Raw genomic sequence first — 22,329 nt, 5'->3', positions numbered from 1 at the left:
GGAGGCTGGAATGTCGGTGATCGAAACGGTCGAACAGCTGGAAGCCATCTACGGCGCAACCAATGATGCCTCGACCGTGAAAGTCGCCGACCACGTCACGCCGCTCTATCGCGTCTTCATCGAGAAGGCGCCGTTCGCAGCGCTCGCCACCATCGGGCCCGAGGGCATCGATTGCTCGCCCCGCGGCGATCTGCCCGGCTTCGTCCGCATCCACGATCCCAGGACGCTGATGCTGCCGGACCGCCGCGGCAACAACCGGGTCGATTCCCTGCGCAACATCGTGCGCGATCCCAGGGTGTCCCTGATGTTCCTGATCCCCGGCTCGGGCAACGCGGTCCGCGCCAACGGTCGCGCTCATCTCTCGATCGATCCGGAGCTGCTGGCCTCGTTCAAGGTCGAGGGCAAGGCGCCGCGCAGCGTCATGGTGATGAATGTGGAGGAGATCTACTTCCAGTGCGCCCGCGCCATCGTGCGTTCCGACCTCTGGAATCCCGACAAGCGTATCGATCCCAGGAGTTTGCCGACACCGGGCCAGATCCTCGCGGAAATGAGCGAGAACAAGGTCGGTGGCGCGGAGTACGACCGCATCTGGCCGGAACGGGCGGCCGCGACGATGTGGTGAGTCGCTGCGCCTCGATCGGCAGCTGATCGTCATGTCCGGGCTTGTCCCGGGCATCCACGTTCTTCGCGCTACCGGTAAGGCGTGGATGGCCGGGACAAGCCCGGGCGTGACGGCGTGCGCTCAGTTAAACGCCATGCCCCCGCTCAGCGCCACGGTCTGCCCGGTCATGTAGGCATTGTCGACGAGCAGCATCACGGCTTTCGCCACTTCCTTCGCCGTGCCGAAGCGGCCGAGCGGGATGCGGCTGACGAGCTGGGGCTGGCCGCTCATCATGTCGGTCTCGATCAGCGACGGCGCCACTGCGTTGACGGTGATTCCCTCCTTCACGAGCCGCGCGGCATAGCCTCGCGTGAGGCCTTCCATCCCGGCCTTGGATGCATTGTAGTGCGGGCCGATCGAGCCGGCGCCGCGCGCCGCGCCCGAGGAGATGTTGACGATGCGGCCCCACGTTCTCGCGCGCATCGACGGCAGAACGGCCTGCGTGCACAGGAAGGCGGATTTCAGGTTGACCAGGATGGTGCGGTCGAAATCATCCTCGGTGAGATCGTCGATGCCGCGCGTGATGGCGATGCCGGCATTGTTGACGAGGATGTCGATCGGCCCGAGCCCGGCCGTGACGCGCTCGACCATTCCAGCCACGGCCTCGCGCTGCGAGACGTCGGCGGCGACGACGATGGCGCGGCCGCCTTGCCTGCCGATCTCGCCGGCCAGCTGCTCGGCCTGCCCGATCTGCTGGCGGCAATTGATCGCCACGGCAGCGCCCGCATCGGCCAGCGCGCGACAGACGGCAGCACCGATTCCGCGCGAGCCGCCGGTGACGAGCGCCGTGCGCCCCTTGAGAGTCTCTGACATGAAAGCTCCGATCGATGCAATGGAGGGCCGGATCGTCGTGCGACAGCCGCTGGCATTCAACTCACAAGGTCAACTCCTGGCATGGTCGAGTTCCCCTTCTTGATTGGCGGGGATATCTGACCGCAACGCGCAAGGCGGAAGATTGATCCGCCTAGTTCCTCAGCGCCGCCAGCAGCTCGTCCGGGCGCTCGGCCATGATCATGTGGCCGGCGCCGGGCACCACGACGGTCTTCGCATGCGGGATCGCGGCGGCGAGCGCCTTGCCGGCCTTCGCCGGGGTCATCATGTCGCGCTCGCCGAGGATCAATGTCGTCGGCACCTTCACGCTTGCGGCGGCCGCAAGCGCATTTGTGTAGGCATTGCAGGCCGACAGATCCTTGAACAGCACGCCCGGCTCGCAAACCTTCAGCACGGCCTGCGCGCCGCCATGCATCCACAAGCCCGGCGCGAGGCTGCCGCCGAGCTCGGCCTTGAAGCCGAGACCCCAGATCGAGACCATGTCGTTTGCATCCTGCGAATTGGCTTCGGCCGCCTTCAGGAGATCCGGGCCGACCGTCATGGTCGCGGCGGTGCCGATCAGGCTCAGCGCGGAGACCTTGTCGGGATGCCGCGCCGCCGTCTCCAGCGAGATCAGCGAGCCCATGGAATGGCCGATCAGATGCGCCCTGGTGGCGCCGGCCGCATTCAGCAGCGCCGCCGTCCAATCCGCCATCTCCGCGATGCTGCCGAGGGAAGGCCCGGCGGAGCGGCCGTGGCCGGGCAGGTCGGGTGCAAGCACGGCAAAACCGTGATGGGCGAACCAGCGCGTATGCAGCGCCCAGGTGGAATGATCGAAGCCGGCGCCGTGGATGAACACCACCGTGGGCAGCGACTTGTCGAAGTCGCGGCCGCCGGTTGCGACGAACACATCGGTGCCGTTGACGGAGAGCTTCATGGCGTCAGACCTTTTGCGAGATGCGCAGCGCTTGGGCGAGATCGTCGATGATGTCGCTCGCCGTCTCGATGCCGACCGACAGCCGCACCAGCTCCTCGCCGATCCCGGCCGCCTCGAGCTGCTCGGCGTCCATCTGCTGATGCGTGGTCGAGGCCGGGTGGATCACCAGCGTCTTGGCGTCGCCGACATTGGCGAGATGGCTGATCATGCGTAAGCTTTCGATGAACTTGCGGCCCGCGGGGCGTCCGCCCTTGATGCCGAAGGAGACGATCGAGCCGGCGCCGCGCGGCAAGAGCTGCTTTGCCAGCTGATGGTCAGGATGATTTTCGAGCGCGGGATGCAGCACCCAGTCGACGGCCTTGTTCGACTTCAGCGCCTCCAGCACGAGATGCGTGTTCTGCATGTGGCGGTCCATGCGCACGGGAAGCGTCTCCACGCCTTGCAACAGCTGGAACGCGTTGGTCGGCGACAGGCAGGCGCCGAAATCGCGCAGACCTTCGGTGCGCGCGCGCATGATGAAGGCCGCCGTCCCGAACTGCTCGTCGAAGACGATGCCGTGATAGCCGCCATAGGGCTCGGTCAGCACGCCGAACTTGCCGGAAGAGCGCCAGTCGAAGCGGCCGCCGTCGACGATGGCGCCGCCGATCGCGATGCCGTGGCCGCCGATCCATTTGGTCGCCGAATGCATGACGATGTCGGCGCCCAGCTCGATCGGGCGGCTGAGATAGGGCGTGGCAAAGGTGTTGTCGATCAGCAGCGGGATCCTGGCCTCATGCGCGATCGCCGCGACCTTGGGAGTGTCGAGCACCTCCAGCCCGGGATTGCCGATGGTCTCGCCGATCACGAGCCTGGTGTTCGGCTGGATCGCCGCGCGGAACGCGTCGAGATCGCGCGGCTTGACAAAGGTGGTGGTGATGCCGAAGCGCGGCAGCGTGTGCGCGAGCAGGTTGATGGTGCCGCCATAGAGCGAGCTCGACGCCACGATGTGGTTGCCGGCATTGAGCAGCGTCGCGATGGCGAGATGCAGCGCGGCCATGCCGCTCGCGGTGCAGATCGCGCCGACGCCGCCCTCGAGCGCGGCGAGCCGCTCCTCCAGCACGCCCGTGGTCGGATTGGAGATGCGGGTATAGATGTGGCCGGCGCGCTCCAGGTTGAACAGCGCCGCGGCGTGGTCCGAATCCTGGAACACGTAGGACGTGGTCTGGTAGATCGGCACCGCCCGGGCGCCGGTCACGGGATCCGGATGCTGGCCCGCATGCAGGCTCAGGGTCTCGAAAGCAGGCGGCTTTGGCGCGGGCATGCGTGGCCTCGTTGATCAGTCGGCGATGGCGGCTCTTGTGCCACAAAAACGTCTGCGAAGTCAGCCATTGACAGCGCCGCGTTCGCGGTGGGCTCCCTCGCCCCGCTTGCGGGGAGAGGCGAAGAGGTCCCGTCCGCGTCAGCCTCAACGCTTATCCCCCGATCGCCTGTTCGATCAGCCGCGCCTCGCGCAGCAAAATCTCCGCGACCTCCTGCTCGCGCCTTGGTCCGAGCCTCGTGCGAACGGCGGAGACGGTCATCGCCGCGGCGGGTTGCCCGTCCGGCGTCTTGATCCAGGTCGAGAGCGATTTCGTCCCCTGTACCAGGCCGATCTCCCGCAGGCCATAGCCCAGCCGTCTGGCGGCGGTCACCTCGCCCAGCACCGTCGCCACATCGGTCCGGTAGGCCTCGAACCGCTTCTCGTTGGCTGCGACGATCTTTCGCGCGTCCGGCGCCGGCATCGCGGCGAGGATGGCGACGCCGGCGCTGGAGACGCCGAGCGGCCGGCGCGCGCCGACCTCGATCGACAGCACCTGGATCGGATAGACGCCGATCCTGCGATCGACGCACAGCGTGTCGTTGCCGGTGCGCACCGTCAGGAACAGCGTGTCGCCGATCTCCGCGGAGGCGCGCTGCAGCGACGGATTTGCGGCGACCAGCAGCCGCGAGGGTCGCGGCCGTGCGAGTGCCAGCTCCGGCACTTGGTTGCCGATCGCGTAGCGGAGGGTCCGCTCGTGCCGCTCGACGATGCCTTCCTCGATCAGCACGTGGACGATGCGATGCACGGTCGGGCGGGTGAGGCCGGTCGCCCGCACGACCTCGGCCAATGGCACACCGTGTTCGCGGCCTGCGGCCAGGATGCGCAGCACCGCGAGCGCGCGCCGGATCGCCTGCGCGCCCTGCCGCGGCACCACGGCGCTGCGGGCGGATCTCATCGCGCGTCCCTTGTCCATAATATGGACAAGAACGCCACAAATCCCTCGACAGGGCAAGCGCGCATCTGGAGATTGCGCTCCGATCGGAGTGTCTTTGAGCTGTCTTGCGCGACGTCAGGGCATTCGAAATGAGTCGGAAACGCCGCCGGGAGGTTAACATGAGATTAATCTGGATTGCCATAGCTGCCGTCACCGCGATGCTGGCTGGGCCTGCATCGGGCCAGCAATGGCCGGCGCGCAACGTCAAGCTGATCGTGCCCTATCCCGCCGGCGGCAATGTCGACAGCGCCGCGCGCATCGTCGCCGACAAGCTCCAGGAGAAGCTCGGCCAGCCCTTCATCATCGAGAACAAGGCCGGTGCCGGTGGCATGATCGCGGGCGAAGCCTTCGCGAAATCCGCGCCCGACGGCTACACGCTGTTCGTCGGCGCCAACGGCCCGGTGCTGTTCGCGACCGAGATCAACAAGCGCGACGCCTACAACTGGAAGAAGGACTTCCTGCCGATCTCGACGATCTCGATGACGCCGCTGGTGCTCGAGGTTCATCCGTCGGTGCAGGCCAACACTTTCAAGGAATTCATCGACCTCGCCAAGCGCGAGCCCGGCAAGCTGACCATGGCCTCGCCCGGTCCCGGCACCACCAACCATCTGCTCAGCGAGCTGATGCAGTCGAACCTCGGCCTGCAATGGGTCACCGCGCACTACCGCGGCAATGCGCCGGCCATCAACGATCTGCTCGGCGGCCAGGTTCAGTTCGCGTTCGACCAGCTCACGGTCAGTCTCCAGCACATCAAGGCCGGCCTGTTCCGCGCGCTCGCGGTCACCAGCCCGCACCGCCTGAAGTCGCTGCCCGACGTGCCGACCTTCGCCGAGCTCGGCTACAAGGATTTCGACGGCCAGACTTTCACCGGCCTGTTCGCGCCCGCCGGCACGCCGGCGCCGATCGTGGACAAGCTGCACGAGACGCTGGTTGCGATCCTGAAAGATCCCGCCGTGATCGACAAGTTCGAGAAGCTCGGCGGCGAAGCCACGCCGATGACGCCGGACGAGTTCAAGGCCTATCTCGAGCGCGAGGACGCCAAGTGGATTCCGGTGGTGCGCAAGGCCAACATCGCGGCCAACTGAGCCATGCGGATCGATCCCACCGAGCTCGGCGCCGAGCGCATCTACCGCCTGATGACCGGCATCGTGGTGCCGCGCCCGATCGCGTGGGTCACGAGCCTGTCACGTGGCGGCGTGCTCAACCTCGCTCCGTTCAGCGCCTTCACCTTCGTCTCTCAGAAGCCGCCGATGCTCGCCATCAGCGTCGGCCGCAAGGGCGCCGATTACAAGGACACGGCACACAACATCCTCGATACCGAGGAATACGTGATCCATATCGCCGACGCACCTCTGATGTCCGCGGTGCACGACTCATCCGTCGAGCATCCGCCTGAAATCAGCGAGGTCGAGCATCTCGGGCTGGAGACGCTGCCCTGCGACCTCATCAAGGTGCGACGGCTCGCGGCCGCGCCGGTCGCGATGGAATGCCGCTTTCGGCAATGCCTCGAATTCGGCGAGGCGCGCAGCCGGCTCATCGTCGGCGAGGTCGTGATGTTTCATCTGCGCGACGGCCTCGTGAACGACGGCAAGGTCGAGACCACGGCGCTCGACCCGATCGCCCGCATCGGCGGGCCGCGCTACGCCCGCCTCGGCGAGATCGTGACGCTGAAGACCGTGTTTCAGACTCTCAAATCGACCGACTGAGCGAGTGGCCGCTCGCGCGGGCGAGGCCTCTCAACATCATTGGAGAAAACGACAATGCGACTCCTGAGCTATCTCGTGGACGGAGAGCCGCGCTATGGTGCTGCCGTCGAAGGCGGTGTGGTCGATCTGACCAGGCGGATCGGCCGCGACTTCTCGGATGTGAAGGCGCTGATCGCAGCCAATGCGCTCGCCGATGCCCAGGAAGCGGCGGCCGGGCAGAAGCCCGACTACGCGCTGGAAAAGCTCGTCCTGCTGCCGCCGGTGCTGGCGCCGGAGAAGCTCTGGTGCATCGGCGTCAACTACGCCGAGCGCAATGCCGAATACAAGGACAATTCGGATCTGCCCAAATATCCGAGCCTGTTCGTGCGCAGCATATCGTCGATGACGGGCTCCGGCCAGCCCATCGAGAAGCCTGGCGTATCGGACCAGCTCGACTACGAGGGCGAGCTCGTCATCGTGATCGGGCAAGGCGGCCGCCACATTCCGCGCGAGAAAGCGTGGTCGCATATCTTCGGCATGACGCTGTGCAACGAGGGCACGGTTCGCGACTGGCTGCGCCACGGCAAGTTCAACGTCACGCAAGGCAAGAATTTCGATCGCTCCGGCAGCATCGGTCCGTGGATCGTCACGGCGGACGAGCTCGATCCGCGCGGGCCGCACGACATCGTCACGCGCGTCAACGGCGAGGTGCGGCAGCAGGATACGACCGAGCGGCTGATGTTCCCGTTCGACTTCCTGATCTCCTATCTCTCCACTTTCGCCACGCTGAAGCCCGGCGACATGATCGTGACGGGCACGCCGACCGGGGCGGGCGCGCGCTTCGACCCGCCGCGCTGGCTGAAAGTCGGCGACGTCGTCGAGGTCGAGTCGAGCCGCATCGGCGTGCTGTGCAACTCCGTCGCCGCGGAGCAATAGATCATGCTGGATAGTGCGACGATCGAACGGCTTGCCGCGCGGCTCGACGAGGCCGAGCGCACGAAATCGCTGATTCCGATGTTCACAAAGGAGTATCCGGATATCAGCATCGAGGACGCCTACGCCGTTCAGCGCGCCTGGACGAAACTCCAGCTCGGCCGCGGCCGCGTCATCAGGGGGCACAAGATCGGCCTGACCTCGAAGGCGATGCAGAACGCGGTCGGCATCTCCGAGCCGGATTACGGCGTGCTGTTCGCCGACATGTTCTATGCCGACGCCACGCCTGTTCCGTTCGACCGCTTCCACGCGCCGCGGATCGAGGTCGAACTCGCCTTCGTGCTGAAGGCGCCGGTGCGCGGGCCCGATTGCACCATCTTCGACGTGCTCAACGCCACCGACTACGTCACGCCCGCGCTGGAGATTCTGGAGACGCGCATGCACCGCGTCGATCCGGAGACGGGAAAGACGCGCAAGGTGATGGATACGATCTCCGACAACGCCGCCAACGCCGCGCTGGTGCTCGGCGGCCGGCCGTTCCGTCCGATGGATGCCGATCTGCGCTGGATCGGCGCGCTGCTGTTCCGCAACGGCGAGGTCGAGGAGACCGGGCTTGCCGCCGGCGTGCTCAATCATCCCGCCAACGGCATCGCCTGGCTCGCCAACCGCCTTGCGCCGCACGACGAATATCTCGCCGCCGGCGAGGTGGTGCTGGCGGGATCGTTCACGCGTCCCGTCGACATCCGCCGCGGCGACACCTTTCATGCCGACTATGGCACGTTCGGCTCGGTGTCGTGCCAGTTCGTCTGAACCAACAAGCATCAGGGAGCGCACCATGACACGGCGCAAGAGCATCCACATCGGCGGCTTCAAGCACGTCAATCCGATTCCGAACGCCTGCCGCATCGGCAACCTCGTGATGTCGGGCGTCATCCTCGGCCGCGATCCCGCGACCAACGCGATGCCCGAGAGCCTCGACGCCCAGTGCGCCAACATGTTCGCGCACATGAAGGCGACGGTGGAGGCCGCCGGCGGCACCACCGACGACATCATCAAGATGACGGTGTGGCTGAAGGACCGCGGCAACCGCGGCCCCGTCAATGTCGAATGGCTCAAGATGTTTCCGGACGAGCATTCGCGCCCGGCGCGCCATGCGCTGCCGATGGACAACATGGATGGCGGCGCGCTGGTGCAGTGCGACTTCACCGCCGTGATCGACTGAGGAGCTTTGCGCATGCCGACCTATCTGCCGTTCGATCCCAACCCGCGCCGCCCGATCAAGGCGCCGCCGCCGAAGACCGTCGACAGCCAGTTTCACGTGCTGGGGCCCATCGACAAATATCCGGAGCGCCCCGGCGCCGCCTATCGGATGCCGACCGCGACCTGGGAAGCGGCGCTGCGCATGCACAAGGCGCTCGGCATCGAGCGCGGCATCATCGTGCAGACCACGACCTATGGCGCCGATCATGCCGTCGTGCTCGACGGGCTCAAAGAGATGGGGCCGAACTATCGCGGCTGCGCCAACGCGCTGGTGTTCGCCGAGGCGAGCGACTCTTACCTCGCCAGGCTGCATGATGCCGGCGTGCGCGGCGCGCGCTTCAGCTTCCGCCAGGAGCTCGGCGCCGTGCTGTCGGACGCCGACTTCGCCCGCGCCATCGCCCGCATCCGCGAGCTCGGCTGGTACGCCAAGATCCAGCCCGAGAAGGACGGCATCATGTCGAGCGTCGCCAAATACGAAGATCTCGACGTCCCCGTGCTGATCGATCACATGGCGCGCCCCGATCCCGAGGCCGGCAGGGCCGATCCGAACCTGCGCAAGATGCTGGAGCTGCTCGAGAAGGGCAATTTTTGGGTGATGCTGTCGCTCGGCGAGAAGACCTCCAAGATCGGGGCTCCCTACGACGACGTGATCCCGATCGCGCGCGCCTATATCGAGGCGGCGCCCGACCGCTGCGTCTGGGCCAGCGACTGGCCGCACCCGGTCTCGGTGAAGCAGCCGCCGAACGATGCCGACCTGCTCGAGCTGATGTACCGCTATGCGCCTGACGAGGCGGAGCTGGAGAAGATCCTGGTGCACAATCCGGCCAAGCTGTTCGGCTTTGCGGATTAGAAGGTTCTAAGCCCACCTTCGTTGTTGCGGCAGCCAGGCTTGATCGGATCGTCGCGCACCGCGTTCAGATCGGCTGCTCCGCCAGCCGATCGCGCACCTCGGCGGCGATCTCGAACGATCGCAGCCGCGCGGCGTGGTCGTAGATCTGCCCCGTCGTCATCAATTCGTCCGCGCCGGTCTCGGCGATCAGCGCCTTCAGCTTCGCTTCGACCACGTCGGGCGAGCCGACCGCGGAGCATGACAGCGACTGGCCGACCATGGCCTTCTCCGCCGGCGACCACAGCGCGTCCATGTCGCCAGTCGGCGGCGGCAGCGGCCCCGGCGTGCCGCGGCGCAGATTGATGAACTGCTGCTGCAGCGATGAGAACATGCGCTGCGCCTCGCTTTCGCTGTCGGCCGCGAACACGTTGACGCCGACCATCGCATAGGGCTTGTCGAGCTGCGCCGAGGGCTCGAAGCGCGCGCGATATTCGCGCAGCGCCGGCATCATCATCTGCGGCGCGAAATGCGAGGCGAACGCAAAGGGCAGGCCGAGCATCGCCGCAAGCTGCGCGCCAAAGGTGCTCGATCCCAGGATCCAGAGCGGCACCTTGGTCCCGATGCCGGGCACGGCGCGGATCGCCTGGTTCGGCTGCAAATCGCCGAGCAGCGCCTGCAATTCCAGCACATCATGCGGAAAATTCTCGGAACTGGTGGCGAGATCGCGCCGCAGCGCCCGCGCCGTGAACTGGTCGGTGCCCGGCGCGCGGCCGAGCCCGAGATCGATGCGTCCGGGATAGAGCGACTCCAGCGTGCCGAACTGCTCGGCGATGACCAGCGGCGAATGGTTCGGCAGCATGATCCCGCCGGAGCCGACGCGGATCGTCCTGGTCCCGCCCGCGATGTGGCCGATCACCACCGACGTCGCCGCGCTCGCGATCCCCGTCATGTTGTGATGCTCGGCGAGCCAGAACCGCTTGTAGCCCCAACGTTCGGCATGCTGGGCGAGGTCGAGCGAGTTGCGGAATGCCTGCGACGCGTCGCCGCCCTGGCGGATGGGTGCGAGGTCGAGGATGGAGAAGGGGATCATGTGAGGGTACCCGTGAGGGGCGCAAAGGGCGCGAGGCCTCACATATAGGAGGACAAAGGCGGGAATAGGAGGACAAAGGCGGGAATGCTGCACGGACCTGCCACGCGATTTGGATATCGATGGCGCACGTGTCCTTTGAGCTAATCGAGCGGCCCGCGCCCCGGTTCACAACACTGTTATTGCGACCTATGGCGCCCTTCGTCTGAACTGGGCGTTTTGCGCTTGGTGTTGTAGCTTGCCGGGCAACTGCACGGTTGTCAGGAGGAACTGACATGACCAGGGTCGTACTCAACCGCCGTAGCCTGCTCGCCGCTGGCGGGTCCGTCCTCGCAACCGGCGTTTTGACATCAGGCGTTTCCGGTTTGCTGTTGCCCGCCCGCGCGGCAGGCCTCGCGCCGACCGAAACGATGTCCGGCGGGGCGAACAATTACCGCAAGGGCGCGGCGATCGTGGAGCGGATCGGCAAGGGCGGCTTCTGGATGAGCGGCACGGTGCGCCGCGCCGGCGACGGCGCGCCGCTCGCCGGGCAGCGCATCCAGATCTGGGCGCACACGGTCGAAGGGCAGGAGCACGAACCGCAGAGCCATGGCGCCACGCTCACCGACAAGGACGGCAAGTTCCGGCTCGAGATGCCGCAGATCATTCCGATCTTCGGCCAGCCGCATGGCCATCTCGCCTATGACAGTGGCGAGTTCAAGACCGTCTTCCTGCGGCCGGTGATGCGGAGCGCCAAGGAAACCAGCCTCGAGGCGCACTTCGTGCTGCAGCCGGTCTGAGCCGACCTGCAAATGAAGGGATGGAGATCGGCCCGGGCGATACTGATCTGGGCCGCCCTTGCCCTGGCCATTGGCGTCCCGATCGCCGCCGCTGCGGCAAGCGAGCAACTCGCATGGCGCGGCCCGGTCTATATCCTCGCCGGCTTCGCCGGGATCATCGCGCTCGGTCTCGTGCTGGTGCAGCCCCTGCTGATCGGCGGATATCTGCCGGGCCTGTCGGCCTATCGCGGACGGCGCGCCCATCACTGGATCGGCGGCGCGCTGGCGGTGGCGGTGGTGATCCACGTCGCCGGCCTCTGGTTCACCAGCCCGCCAGACATGATCGATGCCCTGACCTACGCATCGCCGACGCCGTTCTCGCCCTTCGGCGTGACCGCGATGTGGGCGATCTTCATCGTCGCGCTTCTGGCGGCCCTGCGCCGGCGGTTGGGATTGCGGCTGCGAACCTGGCGCATCGTCCATATCCCCCTCGCGATCGTCATCGTCGCAGGCAGCGTAGTGCATTGCCTGCTGATCGAGGGGACGATGGAGACGATCTCGAAGGCGGCGCTTTGCGCAGCTGTCCTCGCGGCGGCTGCGAGGATCATGGTTGACCTCTGGAGACGGCGGACGTCGCGCGGCGAGAGTGTTGCGCGGCAGTAGACCGCGCGCGGAACCGACCGCGCGTCGCAGACCTCCTTGTTCGAACGCACCGAGCCTCATTCATTGGGCGGCGCCAGCGCCGGTGCGCTCTGCTTGCCGCGAAATGCGAGGGGGCGTATCTTTGTGCGATGGCCGCCAGCGCTCCCGATCTGAAAGCGTTCCTGCTCGCCACACCGTTCTTCGGCGGTCTCCCGGGGCCGAGCCTCGACCTCCTGATGTCGATGCTGGGCGAGCGCCGCTTCGATGCCGGAGCAGCCGTGGTGACGGAGGGAGAGCCGGGACGCTCGATGTTCATCGTCAAATCCGGCCGGCTCGCGGTGAACAAACGGACGAGTTCGGGCAGCGTCATCGCCATTTCTCGTCTCGAGCCCGGTGATTTCTTCGGCGAGATGACGCTGATCGAAATGCAGAACCGCTCCGCCACGGTGGTCGCGGAAAGCCCGACCGAACTGTACGAGCTGACAGCCCAGAAGCTCTACGCCTGCTACAAGGCCGATATCCACGCCTATGTGATCGTCCTGCAGAATATCAATCGCGAGCTCTGCCGGCGGCTGCGCCGGGCGGACGAGCGGTTTGCAACGCGGCGGGCAGGTGGCGACGATTGATGATGTGCAGGACGTGTAGAGCCGTTGCGAAACCGGCACCATCATGTTTCGCCACCGAGGAAGGCTCGATAGGTCTTGGAAATCACGACTTATCGTGCGCGTACTTCTCCAAGACGAGCCGGTTATATTCGTCTCGCACGGCTCTTCGCGAAATATGCCCTTTTCGGTCCTTGGCGATTTTCAGAAGGTCGGAATCAGTCGGTGCCCTCGACGCCCGCCTGAATCTCGCAAAGAGCCGGGTCGGAGGCGACGACGTCCTTCCAAACAGCCGGTCAAACCATTCCATGGCGTTCTCCCGGACGGACCGCAGGTTACGACATTATCACCATCAATTTGAGGGTCAAAAGGACAGCGTGACTGCATCTTTGCGAAGAGCACCACCGTAGGCGGATATCGGTCGCAGCGATTTTTGATCCGTCGGGCAAAACACCTCATCCCCCGCAAAACCGTCAACCCCCTGTCGCGAAAATATTCCACTTTACCGAAATTCGGAAATACGGCATTCTCTCTCCATCCCGGCCCCCGGAGAGGGGCGATCGTACGTCGTAACGAAACGTGGGCAGGGGGGCGGTGGACGTGGCGGCGTCGGGCACGCGAAGATGGGACCAGGGCGAGATGAACCTCGTGAGGTCCCGACCGCGTGCGGACGAACGGCGCTCAAGTCCGGTGAAGCCCTCGGGCGGAGCCGGGCCAGCTGCGTACGGCAAAACCGTGTGGTCCTGACCGTCGTTGCTACGGTCAGGCCTTGCGGAGATGTCTTGAGGCCCGACCGGGTCGCGAGGCATCGCCAATTCGCGAGGCGACGGAGGCCAGAGGGAACTCGGCTCCGGGGAGAGCAGGCATAAGCCGTCAAACCATCGCGCAGGGAAGGCCGGTTGTTCGGCCTCACCTGTATGCCGCTGTGCAGCTTCTTGTAGCGCAACCTTCGCACAGTGGACCGCGGGTGCCCGGCCGGCATCCGGCCTTCCCTGCGCCCTCTTCACAGAAGAGGGTCAAGGAAACGAGCAAAACTCGGACGCTTCGCGCCGCGAGAACGCTGCTTCATGTGTGAACACGGGAATGACCAGGTGGTCTCGCCTCGCCGGTGTCGCCTGAATCAGCGGCGGGCGGCGATCGCCGTCAGCTCCAGCCTGACGCCCGGGCCGAGATCCGCGACGCCGATGGCGGCACGCGCCGGCAGATGGTCTGCGGTGAAATAGCGCTTCCACACCTGGTTGAACGCCGCCTTGTCGGCGAGATCGGTCATGAAGATGGTCACCTGCAGGACGCAGGAGAGATCGGAGCCGGCCCCATCGAGCAGGGTCTTCAACTGTCGAAGCACATCGTCGGCCTGGCCTGCCATGTCGAGCCCCGCATCCTCGGGAACGATGCCGCCGAGATAGAGCACGCCGTTATGCTCGACGATCTCGTGGAGCAGTCCTTCATAGGGCAGGGAACGTTTGATCACGATGGCATCCGTGGAAGTTGCGGGCTCGCTGGCCAGGCGCAAGGCTCGTTTCAAAAGGCTTGTTTCAACAAGGCTCGCTTCGATGGGGGAAGCTGGTGCTGCCAGACAGGATTGAACTGTCGACCTCTCCATTACCAATGGAGTGCTCTACCACTGAGCTACGGCAGCATGTGCTGGTGAAGAATCGGCTCGCCCGGAGGGGCCTACCAAGCGGGCCGATATCTGCCACAAGCCCCCCTCCTGTGCAAGCTTGCAGGCTCCGTCGAAACGAGAAAATCGGGCCGATATTGGGGTCAAAACCCGCATTTTGGCTTGAAACGACCGACTTTCAGCCAATTCGTGCTCCGATATCCCCGGCCAACTGGCCAGTTGCTCCGGGCGCCGGATTCGATCCATTTCGCGTTTCGCACGATCGGATCGCGCCGGCCTCTTGAGCTGCCACAGTTCGGTGGCATCCTGCTGCCGGTTGCTGTGATGGATCCAGGATGGCTGACGAGACCGACAAGAGCGCGAGCCAGGCGAGGGCGTCCCGCGACGACCGCCTGAAATCGGCGCTGCGCGAGAACCTGAAGCGGCGGAAGCTGCAAGCCCGCGAACGCGCCGCAACGGCCGGCCCCTCGCAGAACGAAGATGGTTCCCTAGATGAGGGGACCGCCGGCAAGACCGGCAGTTGAAGACTGGCGGCCAGAATTTTTGGAGTCATGCAGTGGCAATGGGGCAGGACGAAACGCAACGAACCGACCGTGACGAGCAGATGTCGCGGTTCACGCGCCCCGAGCAGACCTTTCCGGCGCTGACACCCGCCGAGATCGAACACATCCGGCACTTCGGCGAAATCCGCACCTACGCGGATGGCGAGTTGCTGTTCGAGACCGGCAAGCCCGGGCCCGGCATGTTCGTCGTGCTGGAGGGCCATGTCGCCATCACCCAGCGCGACGGGCTCGGTCACGTCACCCCGGTGATCGACCAGGGGCCGGGCCAGTTTCTGGCCGAGCTCAGCCAGCTCTCCGGCCAGCCGGCGCTGGTCGACGGCCGCGCCGTGGGCGATGTCGAGACGCTGCTGCTGCCCCCGGACCGGCTGCGCGCGCTGCTGGTCGCCGAGGCCGAACTCGGCGAGCGCATCATGCGGGCGCTGATCCTGCGCCGGGTCAATCTGATCCAGGGCGGCGTCGGCGGTCCCGTGCTGATCGGGCCGTCGAACTCCGCCGGCGTGGTGCGGTTGCAGGGCTTTCTCACCCGCAACGGCCAGCCGCATCATCTGCTCGATCCCGACCGCGATCGTGACGCCGCCGAATTGATCGCGCGTTATTCGCCGAAGCCCGACGACTGGCCGCTGGTCGTCGCCGCAAGCGGCGCGGTGTTGCGCAACCCCGATGAGACCGAGCTCGCGCGCGCCATCGGCATGATCGGCGGCGCGAAGGGCGACCGCATCTACGACGTCGCGGTGGTCGGCTGCGGACCGGCGGGGCTTGCCACCGCGGTGTACGCCGCGTCCGAAGGATTGTCCGTCGCTGTGCTCGACATCCGCGCCTTCGGCGGCCAGGCCGGCGCCAGCGCGCGCATCGAGAACTATCTGGGCTTTCCGACCGGCATCTCGGGCCAGGCTTTGACCGCGCGCGCCTTCACCCAGGCGCAGAAATTCGGCGCCGACATCATGATTCCGGTGACCGTGAAGTCGCTCGACTGCACGCGCAAGGACGGTGCATTTTCGGTGACGCTCGAGGGCGGCGATCCCTTGCGCTCGCGTTCGGTCGTGGTCGCCAGCGGCGCGCGCTATCGCCGCCCGCAGATCGAGAACCTCGACAAGTTCGAGGGACGCGGCGTCTGGTACTGGGCCTCGCCGGTCGAGGCGCGGCTCTGCGCCGGCGAGGAGGTGGCCCTGGTCGGCGCCGGCAATTCGGCGGGGCAGGCCGCCGTGTTCCTGTCGGGCCACGCCAGACGCGTGCTGATGATCATCCGCGGCGGCGGCTTGGGCGCCAGCATGTCGCGCTATCTCATCGAGCGCATCGAAGCGACGCCGAACATCGAATTGATGTTCAACACCGAGATCACCGCGCTCGAGGGCGACGAGGCCTCGCTGCTGCGGCGCATCCGCTGGAAGAGCCGGCTGTCGGACGACGAGGATTTCGCCGACATCCGCAATCTCTTCCTGTTCGTCGGCGCCGATCCCGCCACCTCCTGGCTCGACGGCTGCGGCGTGACGCTCGACCGCGGCGGCTTCGTCGTGACGGGTGCGCAGTCCGAGCAGAACCAGGGCAAGCTCGTGGCGCCGCTGGAAACCTCCGTGCCCGGCGTCTACGCCGTCGGCGACGTCCGCTCCGGCTCGGTCAAGCGCGTCGGCGGCGCCATCGGCGAGGGCGCCCAGGTCGTGGCCTCCCTGCACGGCTATCTCGGCGACGCCGCAAAACCGGCGCTTTAGGCAAGGAGAAGACAAGGGAATGGCAAGCCGAAAGTGGCTTGCCATCATGCTGCTTGATGCAGACTATCTCCTCATCCTGAGGAGCGCGCCCGAGCGCGCGTCTCGAAGGATGAAGGCCCGGAACGACGACCCGGGCCTTTCATGGTTCGAGACGCGTGCTTCGCACGCTCCTCACCATGAGGATCCAAACACAACAAATTTTTCACGGGAGGACTAGATGGCTGAAATCGTCGTGCTGTACAAAACACCCAAGGATGCCGCCGCCTTTGACAAGTACTATGCCGAGACGCACATCCCGCTCGCCAAGAAACTTCCCGGCCTGAAGAAATACGCAGTCAGCAAGGGGCCGGTCGCATCTCCCGCAGGTCCTTCCGGAATCCATCTCGTCGCCATCCTCACCTTCGACAGCGTGGCCGACATTCAGGCGGCATTCGCCAGTCCGGAAGGCAAGGCGACCGGCGCCGACGTGCCGAAATTCGCCAGCGGCGGTGCCGACCTCTTGATCTTCGACACCAAGGACGTGTGAAGGATCGATTCAACTTTCGTCGAAACTGCCGTCCTTCGCGACAGCGGCGCAAAAAAATCAGCCATGCGTTTTTCGATTCGCACGATGACGCATGGCCGTGCACTTGCATGCGACGCCAACACGGGTGGCAATCCCATGAGGACCGTAATACTACTCTCATCATCTCAATGCGGAGAGTAGGAGAGATGTCATGGTCCTTGGGTTGAGTCTGCCCGCCTTTACGCTGATCCATGTCATCATCAGCCTGATCGCCATCGTCGCCGGCCTCGTCGTGATGTTCGGCCTGCTCGGCTCGAAGCCGATGCCCGCCCTCACCGCGATCTTCCTGCTGACCACGATCCTCACCAGCGCCACCGGTTTCCTGTTTCCGTTCAAGGAGTTGCTGCCCTCGCACATCATCGGCATCATCTCGCTGGTGCTGCTCGCCATCGCCTGCATCGCGCTGTACGGCATGAAGCTCTCCGGCGTATGGCGTCCGGTCTATATCGTGACCGCGATGATCTCGCTGTATTTCAACGTCTTCGTGCTGGTGATCCAGTCGTTCCTGAAGGTGCCGGCGCTTGCCGCGCTCGCACCGGCCGTGCCCCCGGCGCCGCCGTCCGGGCCTGTGTTCGCCGTGGTGCAGGGCATCGTGCTGGTGTTCTTCGTCGTGCTGACGATCGGCGCCTGGCGCCGCTTCAGGCCGATGGCGTTTGCTTGATCACACGATTCTCATCGCCACAGGTTGGCGCGAGAGCATCGACTTCAGACCATCGCGCAACCATCTCCGCATCGCCGGCTCGCGTTTTGCGAGCCCCGGATTGATTCCCGCTGAAGGAGCTGTTCATGCCCACCATCACCACCAAAGACGGCGTCGAGATCTTCTACAAGGATTGGGGCGCGGGCCAGCCGATCGTGTTCAGCCATGGCTGGCCGCTGTCGTCCGACGACTGGGACGCGCAGATGCTGTACTTCGTCACGCGCGGCTACCGTGTCGTCGCCCATGATCGCCGCGGCCACGGCCGCTCGGCGCAGGTCGCCGACGGCCACGACATGGATCATTATGCCGACGATCTCGCCGCGCTCACCGCGCATCTCGACCTCAAGAACGCCATCCATGTCGGCCATTCCACCGGCGGCGGCGAAGTCGTGCACTACATCGCGCGCCATGGCGAGAGCCGGGTGGCGAAAGCCGCGATCCTCTCGGCGGTGCCGCCGCTGATGGTGCAGACGCCGGCCAATCCCGGCGGGCTGCCGAAGAGCGTGTTCGACGATCTCCAGAAGCAACTCGCCGCCAGCCGCACGCAATTCTATCGCGACCTCCCCGCCGGGCCGTTCTATGGCTACAACCGCCCCGGCGCAAAGCCGTCGGAAGCGGTGATCCAGAACTGGTGGCGCCAGGGCATGATGGGCGGCGCGAAGGCGCATTACGACGGCATCGTCGCATTCTCGCAAACCGATTTCACCGAGGACCTCAAGAAGATCAACGTGCCGGTGCTGGTGATGCACGGCGACGACGACCAGATCGTGCCTTACGCCGATTCCGCGCCGCTGTCGGCCAAGCTTCTGAAGAAGGGCACCCTGAAGACCTACAAGGGGTTTCCGCACGGCATGCCGACCACGCATGCCGAGACCATCAACGCCGACCTCCTGGCGTTTTTCAGGGAGTGAGGCTTCGGGGAGATCGGGCTCGCGGCTAGCGCTGCGAGCCCGTTGGGGGACGTCCCGATGCAGGTCATCATCTTCGGCGCGACCGGCATGGTGGGCCAGGGCGTCTTGCGCGAATGCCTGATCGACCCCGCCATCGATCGTGTGCTCGTGGTCGGCCGCAGCCCGACCGGCGTGGGCAACGCCAGGCTCGTCGAGATCATTCACACCGATTTCACGGATTATTTCGCGATCGAAGCCCAACTCACCGGCTACGATGCCTGCTTTTTCTGCCTCGGCGTCTCCTCGATCGGCATGAGCGAGGAACGCTACCGCCACCTCACCTATGATCTCACGCTCGCGGCCGCGACGACGCTGGCGCGGCTCAATCCGCAGATGGTTTTCATCTATGTCACCGGCGCCGGGACCGATTCGACCGAGCAGGGATCGCGGATGTGGGCGCGGATCAAGGGCAAGACCGAGAACGATCTCTTCAAGCTGCCGTTCAGGGCCGCCTACATGTTCCGGCCCGGCGCGATCCAGCCCCTGCACGGCGCCCGGTCCAAGACCGCCTGGGTGCAGGCCATCTATGCCGTGAGCGGACCGCTGTGGTCGGTGCTGCGCAGGATTTCGCCGCGGCTCGTGACCTCGACCGAGCAGATCGGCCGCGCCATGATCCGCGTCGCCCGGGAGGGATATCCGCGCCAGGTGCTGGAGATCGAGGATATCAATGGCCTCTAACCTGCCGGCCCGTTAATTTGTGCGGAAATTTCGGGGCCCGCGCGCGTTGAGCCCTGTCCGCTCCGAAGGAGAAGCGTCGGCGATGTCGCCCCAGCTCAAACTGATCGCGCTCGATGCCGACGACCTCGCCGTGATCTCGACCCATGTCCAGGACGCCCGGGTCCAGACCTCCGACATCATCTGGCGGCAGGGCGAGAAGCGGCTTGTGGTTGGCATGAGCCGGCTGGACTGGGAGCAGACGCTGGAGGGCGAGGCCGCGCCACGCCGGCTGGTCGCCGCGCTCCGTTTCGACCGTGTGCTCGCCTGCAAGTCGCGCAACATCGACCTCGCCGCGCCCGACAAGGTGCTGGACCTCGTCGGCATTGAATTTCACCCCCAGGACGGCCGCCATGAGGAGCCCGGCGGCAGCGCCCTGCTTTTGTTCGCCCAGGGCGGCGCCATCCGCCTCGACGTCGAGTGCCTGGAATGCGAGCTGACCGATCTCGGGGCCGACGCGCTGGGAATGGGGCCGGGTATCGAGGAATGAGGCGGTATACCAGCGCCCAGCAAACCTGTGTCGTCCAGGCGTCCGCCGGGACGACACCTGGCAAGGGTTGACGGCGGGTGGCCGCCGCGCCATTGAGCAGGGGACCTGGTGCGCCGATCCGCCCCTCCAGACCAGCCAGAAGCCAAGCGAAACATGCCCGTTCGCCTCGACCGCAGCAGCGCCGATTTTGACCAGCGATTCGCCGCCTTCCTCGCCGCCAAGCGCGAGGTGTCGGCCGATGTCGAAGCCGCCGCGCGCGCGATCGTCGACGATGTGGCCAGGCGTGGCGATGCCGCCCTGCTCGAGGCCACGGCGAAGTTCGACCGCTTGAGTCTGGATGCATCGGGCCTGCGCGTCTCCGCCGCCGAGATCGAGGCCGCCGTGAAAGCCTGCGATGCCGCGACGCTGGATGCGCTTGAGCTCGCGCGGGACCGCATCGAGACCTATCACCGCCGTCAGCTTCCCAGGGACGAGCGCTTCACCGACCCGCTCGGCGTCGAGCTCGGCTGGCGCTATACCGCGATCGAATCCGCCGGCCTCTACGTGCCCGGCGGCACCGCCGCCTATCCGTCATCGGTGCTGATGAACGCCGTGCCCGCGAGGGTCGCCGGCGTTTCGCGCCTCGTGATGGTGGTGCCTTCGCCGGACGGCAAGCTCAATCCGCTGGTGCTGGCCGCCGCGCATCTCGGTGGCGTCACCGAGATCTACCGTGTCGGCGGCGCGCAGGCCGTCGCCGCGCTCGCGCACGGCACCGCGACGATCGCGCCGGTGGCAAAGATCGTCGGCCCCGGCAACGCCTATGTCGCCGCCGCGAAGCGGCTGGTGTTCGGCAAGGTCGGTATCGACATGATCGCCGGCCCCTCGGAGGTGCTCGTCATTGCCGACGATACCGGCAACGCCGACTGGATCGCCGCCGACCTGCTGGCGCAGGCCGAGCACGACGCGAGCGCGCAGTCGATCCTGATCACGGACTCGGCACGCCTTGCCGCCGACGTCGAAAAGGCGGTCGAAGCGCAGTTGAAGACGCTGCCGCGCGCCGCGATCGCAGGCAGCTCCTGGGCCGACTTCGGCGCCATCATCATGGTGAGGACTCTTGCCGACGCGATCCCGCTTGCGGACGCCATCGCCGCCGAGCATCTCGAGATCATGACGAGCGATCCCGACGCGCTCGCCGCAAAGATCCGCAACGCCGGCGCGGTGTTCCTCGGACCCCATACGCCCGAGGCGATCGGCGATTACGTCGGCGGCTCCAATCACGTGCTGCCGACGGCGCGTTCGGCGCGATTTTCCTCGGGGCTGTCGGTGCATGACTTCATGAAGCGCACCTCGATCCTGAAATGCGGACCCGATCAATTGCGTGCGCTGGGTCCGGCCGCGATGACGCTCGGCAAGGCGGAGGGGCTGGACGCCCATTCGCGTTCGATTGGATTGCGCCTCAATCTGTCATGACAAAGCCGCCCGAACAGGACGACTCGACCAACCGCATCGTCGGTGTCTCGCTCGACGAGGACTCGATCGGCCGTTCCGGGCCGGACATCGAGCATGAGCGGGCGATCGCGATCTACGATCTGATCGAGCAGAATTTGTTCGCGCCCGAGGGTGCGGAGGGGAAGGGCCCGTTCACGCTGCATATCGGCATCACCGGCAACCGGTTGATGTTCGACATCCGCCGCGAGGATGGCACGCCTGTCGTCGCGCATCTGTTGTCGCTGACGCCGTTCCGGCGGATCGTGAAGGACTATTTCATGATCTGCGACAGCTACTACCAGGCGATCCGCACCGCGACCCCCGACAAGATCGAGGCCATCGACATGGGTCGCCGCGGCATCCATGACGAGGGATCGCGCACGCTTCAAGAGCGGCTGAAGGGCAAGGTGCGGGTCGACTTCGAGACCTCGCGCCGCCTGTTCACGCTCATCACCGTCCTGCACTGGAAGGGTTAGGCGCATGATCCCGAAAAGTGTGCAGCGGTTTTCCGACGAGGCCATGCCCCCTATCAGAAGGGCCTGACCGCGATGGCGGGTCCGCCACGCGCACGCGATCCGCAATCGGTGCTGTTCGCCTGTGCGATGAACAGCGTGCGCTCGCCGATGGCCGAGAGCCTGCTGCTGCACATGTTTCCGCAGGGCCTCTACGTGAAGTCGGCCGGCACCAGGAAGGGCGAGCTCGATCCATTCGCAGTGTCCGTGATGGCCGAGCTCGGCCAGGACATCTCGGCCCACAAGCCGCAGACCTTCGAGGAGCTGGAGGACTGGGAGGGGCTGAATTTCGACCTCATCATCACGCTCTCGCCCGAGGCGCATCACAAGGCGCTGGAGCTGACGCGGACACTCGCGGCCGAGGTCGAATACTGGCCGACGCAGGATCCCACCACCATCGAAGGCAGCCGCGACCAGAAGCTCTCCGCCTATCGCGAGGTCTGCGATCAGCTCTTGATGCGCATCCGCCGGCGCTTCGCCAAGGCGGGCGCGGCATCGGGATGATCTCGTGCCCCGGACGGCTCTTTATCCCTCGCCCCGCTTGCGGGGAGAGAGGGTCGGTGT

26 protein-coding genes and 1 tRNA gene are annotated in these 22,329 nt (G+C 65.8%); 20 read left to right on the top strand and 7 right to left on the bottom strand.

Going from position 1 to position 22,329, the window contains the following annotated elements; genetic code table 11:
* The first annotated feature begins 10 nt into the window (after positions 1-10).
* Positions 11-622, top strand: a complete 612-nt coding sequence (locus tag XH87_RS20825; RefSeq protein WP_271588678.1) for a pyridoxamine 5'-phosphate oxidase family protein — start codon at positions 11-13, stop codon at positions 620-622.
* A 120-nt stretch (positions 623-742) separates the two neighbouring features.
* Here XH87_RS20825 and XH87_RS20820 read toward each other — a convergent pair whose 3' ends face one another.
* The 4 genes from XH87_RS20820 to XH87_RS20805 all read right to left on the bottom strand — a co-directional run bounded on the left by XH87_RS20820 (position 743) and on the right by XH87_RS20805 (position 4,642).
* Complete coding sequence (locus XH87_RS20820; RefSeq protein ID WP_271588677.1) at positions 743-1,474, bottom strand: SDR family NAD(P)-dependent oxidoreductase; 732 nt, start codon at positions 1,472-1,474, stop codon at positions 743-745.
* A gap of 151 nt (positions 1,475-1,625) precedes the next feature.
* Positions 1,626-2,408 carry an alpha/beta fold hydrolase gene (locus XH87_RS20815; protein WP_271588676.1) on the bottom strand — a complete coding sequence of 261 codons (783 nt, stop codon included), beginning with the start codon at positions 2,406-2,408 and terminating at the stop codon, positions 1,626-1,628.
* 4 nt (positions 2,409-2,412) lie between these two features.
* Positions 2,413-3,708, bottom strand: a complete 1,296-nt coding sequence (locus XH87_RS20810) for an O-acetylhomoserine aminocarboxypropyltransferase (RefSeq protein ID WP_271588675.1) — start codon at positions 3,706-3,708, stop codon at positions 2,413-2,415.
* 151 nt (positions 3,709-3,859) lie between these two features.
* Positions 3,860-4,642 (bottom strand): IclR family transcriptional regulator, encoded by a 783-nt coding sequence (locus tag XH87_RS20805; RefSeq protein WP_245334136.1) that lies wholly within the window; start codon positions 4,640-4,642, stop codon positions 3,860-3,862.
* A 158-nt stretch (positions 4,643-4,800) separates the two neighbouring features.
* Between XH87_RS20805 and XH87_RS20800 the strand changes: the two genes are divergently transcribed.
* From XH87_RS20800 to XH87_RS20775, 6 genes are read left to right on the top strand one after another with little or no spacing between them, the layout of a single operon-like run.
* Entirely contained in the window at positions 4,801-5,766 is a 966-nt protein-coding gene (locus XH87_RS20800) for a Bug family tripartite tricarboxylate transporter substrate binding protein (protein WP_271588674.1), read from the top strand.
* Between the two features lie 3 nt (positions 5,767-5,769).
* Positions 5,770-6,387 carry a flavin reductase family protein gene (locus XH87_RS20795; protein ID WP_271588673.1) on the top strand — a complete coding sequence of 206 codons (618 nt, stop codon included), beginning with the start codon at positions 5,770-5,772 and terminating at the stop codon, positions 6,385-6,387.
* Between the two features lie 54 nt (positions 6,388-6,441).
* A complete protein-coding gene (locus XH87_RS20790) occupies positions 6,442-7,302 on the top strand; it encodes a fumarylacetoacetate hydrolase family protein (protein WP_271588672.1) in 861 nt (286 codons plus the stop codon).
* A 3-nt stretch (positions 7,303-7,305) separates the two neighbouring features.
* Positions 7,306-8,109: a 2-oxo-hept-4-ene-1,7-dioate hydratase gene (hpaH, locus tag XH87_RS20785; protein ID WP_271588671.1), complete on the top strand. Its 804-nt coding sequence runs from the start codon at positions 7,306-7,308 to the stop codon at positions 8,107-8,109.
* Positions 8,110-8,134: 25 nt separating this feature from the next.
* Positions 8,135-8,521 carry a RidA family protein gene (locus XH87_RS20780; protein ID WP_035706477.1) on the top strand — a complete coding sequence of 129 codons (387 nt, stop codon included), beginning with the start codon at positions 8,135-8,137 and terminating at the stop codon, positions 8,519-8,521.
* Positions 8,522-8,533: 12 nt separating this feature from the next.
* The gene (locus XH87_RS20775) at positions 8,534-9,409 is read left to right on the top strand and encodes an amidohydrolase family protein (RefSeq protein ID WP_271588670.1); all 876 of its coding nucleotides are present in this window, start codon (positions 8,534-8,536) and stop codon (positions 9,407-9,409) included.
* A 64-nt stretch (positions 9,410-9,473) separates the two neighbouring features.
* On the opposite strand, the gene XH87_RS20770 is transcribed toward XH87_RS20775, so the two are convergent.
* Positions 9,474-10,478 carry an LLM class flavin-dependent oxidoreductase gene (locus XH87_RS20770; RefSeq protein WP_271588669.1) on the bottom strand — a complete coding sequence of 335 codons (1,005 nt, stop codon included), beginning with the start codon at positions 10,476-10,478 and terminating at the stop codon, positions 9,474-9,476.
* 272 nt (positions 10,479-10,750) lie between these two features.
* Here XH87_RS20770 and XH87_RS20765 point away from each other — a divergent pair, with 272 nt between their 5' ends.
* The 3 genes from XH87_RS20765 (at position 10,751) to XH87_RS20755 (ending at position 12,501) form a co-directional block, all read left to right on the top strand.
* Entirely contained in the window at positions 10,751-11,254 is a 504-nt protein-coding gene (locus XH87_RS20765; RefSeq protein WP_035706487.1) for a twin-arginine translocation pathway signal, read from the top strand.
* Positions 11,255-11,266: 12 nt separating this feature from the next.
* The gene (locus tag XH87_RS20760; protein ID WP_271588668.1) at positions 11,267-11,896 is read left to right on the top strand and encodes a ferric reductase-like transmembrane domain-containing protein; all 630 of its coding nucleotides are present in this window, start codon (positions 11,267-11,269) and stop codon (positions 11,894-11,896) included.
* Between the two features lie 128 nt (positions 11,897-12,024).
* Positions 12,025-12,501 carry a cyclic nucleotide-binding domain-containing protein gene (locus XH87_RS20755; RefSeq protein WP_271588667.1) on the top strand — a complete coding sequence of 159 codons (477 nt, stop codon included), beginning with the start codon at positions 12,025-12,027 and terminating at the stop codon, positions 12,499-12,501.
* A gap of 1,096 nt (positions 12,502-13,597) precedes the next feature.
* Here XH87_RS20755 and XH87_RS20750 read toward each other — a convergent pair.
* Together XH87_RS20750 and XH87_RS20745 are read right to left on the bottom strand one after the other, a co-directional pair.
* Positions 13,598-13,948 (bottom strand): RidA family protein, encoded by a 351-nt coding sequence (locus XH87_RS20750; protein WP_271588666.1) that lies wholly within the window; start codon positions 13,946-13,948, stop codon positions 13,598-13,600.
* Between the two features lie 93 nt (positions 13,949-14,041).
* Positions 14,042-14,116: transfer RNA gene (locus XH87_RS20745), tRNA-Thr, on the bottom strand.
* A 317-nt stretch (positions 14,117-14,433) separates the two neighbouring features.
* On the opposite strand from XH87_RS20745, the gene XH87_RS20740 reads away from it, so the two are divergent.
* The 10 genes from XH87_RS20740 to XH87_RS20695 all read left to right on the top strand — a co-directional run bounded on the left by XH87_RS20740 (position 14,434) and on the right by XH87_RS20695 (position 22,269).
* Positions 14,434-14,622, top strand: a complete 189-nt coding sequence (locus XH87_RS20740) for a hypothetical protein (RefSeq protein ID WP_271588665.1) — start codon at positions 14,434-14,436, stop codon at positions 14,620-14,622.
* 38 nt (positions 14,623-14,660) lie between these two features.
* On the top strand, positions 14,661-16,367 hold the full coding sequence (locus tag XH87_RS20735) for an FAD-dependent oxidoreductase (RefSeq protein ID WP_271588709.1): 1,707 nt from the start codon (positions 14,661-14,663) through the stop codon (positions 16,365-16,367).
* 217 nt (positions 16,368-16,584) lie between these two features.
* On the top strand, positions 16,585-16,893 hold the full coding sequence (locus XH87_RS20730; protein WP_035706504.1) for an EthD family reductase: 309 nt from the start codon (positions 16,585-16,587) through the stop codon (positions 16,891-16,893).
* 190 nt (positions 16,894-17,083) lie between these two features.
* Positions 17,084-17,593 carry a hypothetical protein gene (locus XH87_RS20725; protein ID WP_035706507.1) on the top strand — a complete coding sequence of 170 codons (510 nt, stop codon included), beginning with the start codon at positions 17,084-17,086 and terminating at the stop codon, positions 17,591-17,593.
* A gap of 125 nt (positions 17,594-17,718) precedes the next feature.
* Positions 17,719-18,543, top strand: a complete 825-nt coding sequence (locus XH87_RS20720; RefSeq protein ID WP_035706543.1) for an alpha/beta fold hydrolase — start codon at positions 17,719-17,721, stop codon at positions 18,541-18,543.
* Positions 18,544-18,600: 57 nt separating this feature from the next.
* The gene (locus XH87_RS20715) at positions 18,601-19,260 is read left to right on the top strand and encodes an NAD-dependent epimerase/dehydratase family protein (RefSeq protein ID WP_271588664.1); all 660 of its coding nucleotides are present in this window, start codon (positions 18,601-18,603) and stop codon (positions 19,258-19,260) included.
* An 82-nt stretch (positions 19,261-19,342) separates the two neighbouring features.
* Entirely contained in the window at positions 19,343-19,786 is a 444-nt protein-coding gene (locus tag XH87_RS20710; protein WP_158668841.1) for a DUF2948 family protein, read from the top strand.
* A gap of 153 nt (positions 19,787-19,939) precedes the next feature.
* On the top strand, positions 19,940-21,235 hold the full coding sequence (hisD, locus tag XH87_RS20705) for a histidinol dehydrogenase (RefSeq protein ID WP_158668840.1): 1,296 nt from the start codon (positions 19,940-19,942) through the stop codon (positions 21,233-21,235).
* Positions 21,232-21,729, top strand: coding sequence for a UPF0262 family protein (locus XH87_RS20700; protein WP_035706518.1), 498 nt, complete (start codon positions 21,232-21,234; stop codon positions 21,727-21,729). Before hisD ends, XH87_RS20700 begins: the two co-directional genes overlap by 4 nt.
* A gap of 72 nt (positions 21,730-21,801) precedes the next feature.
* Complete coding sequence (locus tag XH87_RS20695; RefSeq protein WP_158668839.1) at positions 21,802-22,269, top strand: arsenate-mycothiol transferase ArsC; 468 nt, start codon at positions 21,802-21,804, stop codon at positions 22,267-22,269.
* Positions 22,270-22,329: the final 60 nt, after the last annotated feature.

It is taken from the genome of Bradyrhizobium sp. CCBAU 53415 (assembly GCF_028128735.1).
In the GTDB taxonomy this organism is placed as follows: domain Bacteria; phylum Pseudomonadota; class Alphaproteobacteria; order Rhizobiales; family Xanthobacteraceae; genus Bradyrhizobium.
Note: the sequence above shows the minus strand (reverse complement) of the source record. Positions and strands in the feature narration are given on the sequence as shown.

Coding starts and splice junctions, on each gene's coding strand:
- XH87_RS20825 (WP_271588678.1), top strand. CDS start 11: ATGTCGGTGATCGAAACGGTCGAACAGCTGGAAGCCATCTACGGCGCA.
- XH87_RS20820 (WP_271588677.1), bottom strand. CDS start 1,474: ATGTCAGAGACTCTCAAGGGGCGCACGGCGCTCGTCACCGGCGGCTCG.
- XH87_RS20815 (WP_271588676.1), bottom strand. CDS start 2,408: ATGAAGCTCTCCGTCAACGGCACCGATGTGTTCGTCGCAACCGGCGGC.
- XH87_RS20810 (WP_271588675.1), bottom strand. CDS start 3,708: ATGCCCGCGCCAAAGCCGCCTGCTTTCGAGACCCTGAGCCTGCATGCG.
- XH87_RS20805 (WP_245334136.1), bottom strand. CDS start 4,642: ATGAGATCCGCCCGCAGCGCCGTGGTGCCGCGGCAGGGCGCGCAGGCG.
- XH87_RS20800 (WP_271588674.1), top strand. CDS start 4,801: ATGAGATTAATCTGGATTGCCATAGCTGCCGTCACCGCGATGCTGGCT.
- XH87_RS20795 (WP_271588673.1), top strand. CDS start 5,770: ATGCGGATCGATCCCACCGAGCTCGGCGCCGAGCGCATCTACCGCCTG.
- XH87_RS20790 (WP_271588672.1), top strand. CDS start 6,442: ATGCGACTCCTGAGCTATCTCGTGGACGGAGAGCCGCGCTATGGTGCT.
- hpaH (WP_271588671.1), top strand. CDS start 7,306: ATGCTGGATAGTGCGACGATCGAACGGCTTGCCGCGCGGCTCGACGAG.
- XH87_RS20780 (WP_035706477.1), top strand. CDS start 8,135: ATGACACGGCGCAAGAGCATCCACATCGGCGGCTTCAAGCACGTCAAT.
- XH87_RS20775 (WP_271588670.1), top strand. CDS start 8,534: ATGCCGACCTATCTGCCGTTCGATCCCAACCCGCGCCGCCCGATCAAG.
- XH87_RS20770 (WP_271588669.1), bottom strand. CDS start 10,478: ATGATCCCCTTCTCCATCCTCGACCTCGCACCCATCCGCCAGGGCGGC.
- XH87_RS20765 (WP_035706487.1), top strand. CDS start 10,751: ATGACCAGGGTCGTACTCAACCGCCGTAGCCTGCTCGCCGCTGGCGGG.
- XH87_RS20760 (WP_271588668.1), top strand. CDS start 11,267: ATGAAGGGATGGAGATCGGCCCGGGCGATACTGATCTGGGCCGCCCTT.
- XH87_RS20755 (WP_271588667.1), top strand. CDS start 12,025: ATGGCCGCCAGCGCTCCCGATCTGAAAGCGTTCCTGCTCGCCACACCG.
- XH87_RS20740 (WP_271588665.1), top strand. CDS start 14,434: ATGGCTGACGAGACCGACAAGAGCGCGAGCCAGGCGAGGGCGTCCCGC.
- XH87_RS20735 (WP_271588709.1), top strand. CDS start 14,661: ATGGGGCAGGACGAAACGCAACGAACCGACCGTGACGAGCAGATGTCG.
- XH87_RS20730 (WP_035706504.1), top strand. CDS start 16,585: ATGGCTGAAATCGTCGTGCTGTACAAAACACCCAAGGATGCCGCCGCC.
- XH87_RS20725 (WP_035706507.1), top strand. CDS start 17,084: ATGGTCCTTGGGTTGAGTCTGCCCGCCTTTACGCTGATCCATGTCATC.
- XH87_RS20720 (WP_035706543.1), top strand. CDS start 17,719: ATGCCCACCATCACCACCAAAGACGGCGTCGAGATCTTCTACAAGGAT.
- XH87_RS20715 (WP_271588664.1), top strand. CDS start 18,601: ATGCAGGTCATCATCTTCGGCGCGACCGGCATGGTGGGCCAGGGCGTC.
- XH87_RS20710 (WP_158668841.1), top strand. CDS start 19,343: ATGTCGCCCCAGCTCAAACTGATCGCGCTCGATGCCGACGACCTCGCC.
- hisD (WP_158668840.1), top strand. CDS start 19,940: ATGCCCGTTCGCCTCGACCGCAGCAGCGCCGATTTTGACCAGCGATTC.
- XH87_RS20700 (WP_035706518.1), top strand. CDS start 21,232: ATGACAAAGCCGCCCGAACAGGACGACTCGACCAACCGCATCGTCGGT.
- XH87_RS20695 (WP_158668839.1), top strand. CDS start 21,802: ATGGCGGGTCCGCCACGCGCACGCGATCCGCAATCGGTGCTGTTCGCC.